This is a genomic window from Streptomyces chisholmiae (genome assembly GCF_031845445.1).
GTDB lineage: Bacteria > Actinomycetota > Actinomycetes > Streptomycetales > Streptomycetaceae > Streptomyces > Streptomyces chisholmiae.
In genome coordinates this window covers 1-397 of the sequence record NZ_JAVREO010000292.1, presented here as the reverse complement: position 1 = coordinate 397, position 397 = coordinate 1, and the positions used below count along the sequence as shown (strand labels likewise).

The following is a 397-nucleotide window of genomic DNA, read 5'->3' as shown; positions in this document are numbered from 1 at the left end:
GGATGACCAACACCAGTGCGACGGCGGCGAGCACCGCGGCGCACGCCCCCAGCGCCACCCGGCGGCGAACGCGGCGCTTAGCTGCCGTACGTCGGGTGGCGAGCATGTCGCGCAGGATCAGTTCCGACTCACCACCGTCGGTGGGTCCGGTTTCCAGGTCAGCCGGGTCGACCTTGCTCAGGAGCGCCGGCAGCGGCGCGAAATCGGCGGCTTGGGCGCGGCATTGGGCACAATCTTTGAGGTGCGCCTCGAAGCGTCCGCGTTCCTCGGCGTCGAGGCCGCCGAGGATGTAGGCGCCCAGAAGGACATGAGGTTCGTCGATCACAGCAGCCCCATCTCGTCGAACACCGCCCGCAGTGCGCGCACTGCGTAGTAACTGCGTGACTTCACGGTACCC

The 397-nt window shown here is 68.3% G+C and carries 1 protein-coding gene; it reads right to left on the bottom strand.

Features of this window, described 5'->3' with window-relative positions; all coding sequences use genetic code 11:
• A partial coding sequence (locus tag RM844_RS33255; RefSeq protein ID WP_311671142.1) for a zf-HC2 domain-containing protein occupies nucleotides 1-325 on the bottom strand: 325 nt, incomplete at its 3' end.
• Between the last annotated feature and the right edge of the window lie 72 nt (nucleotides 326-397).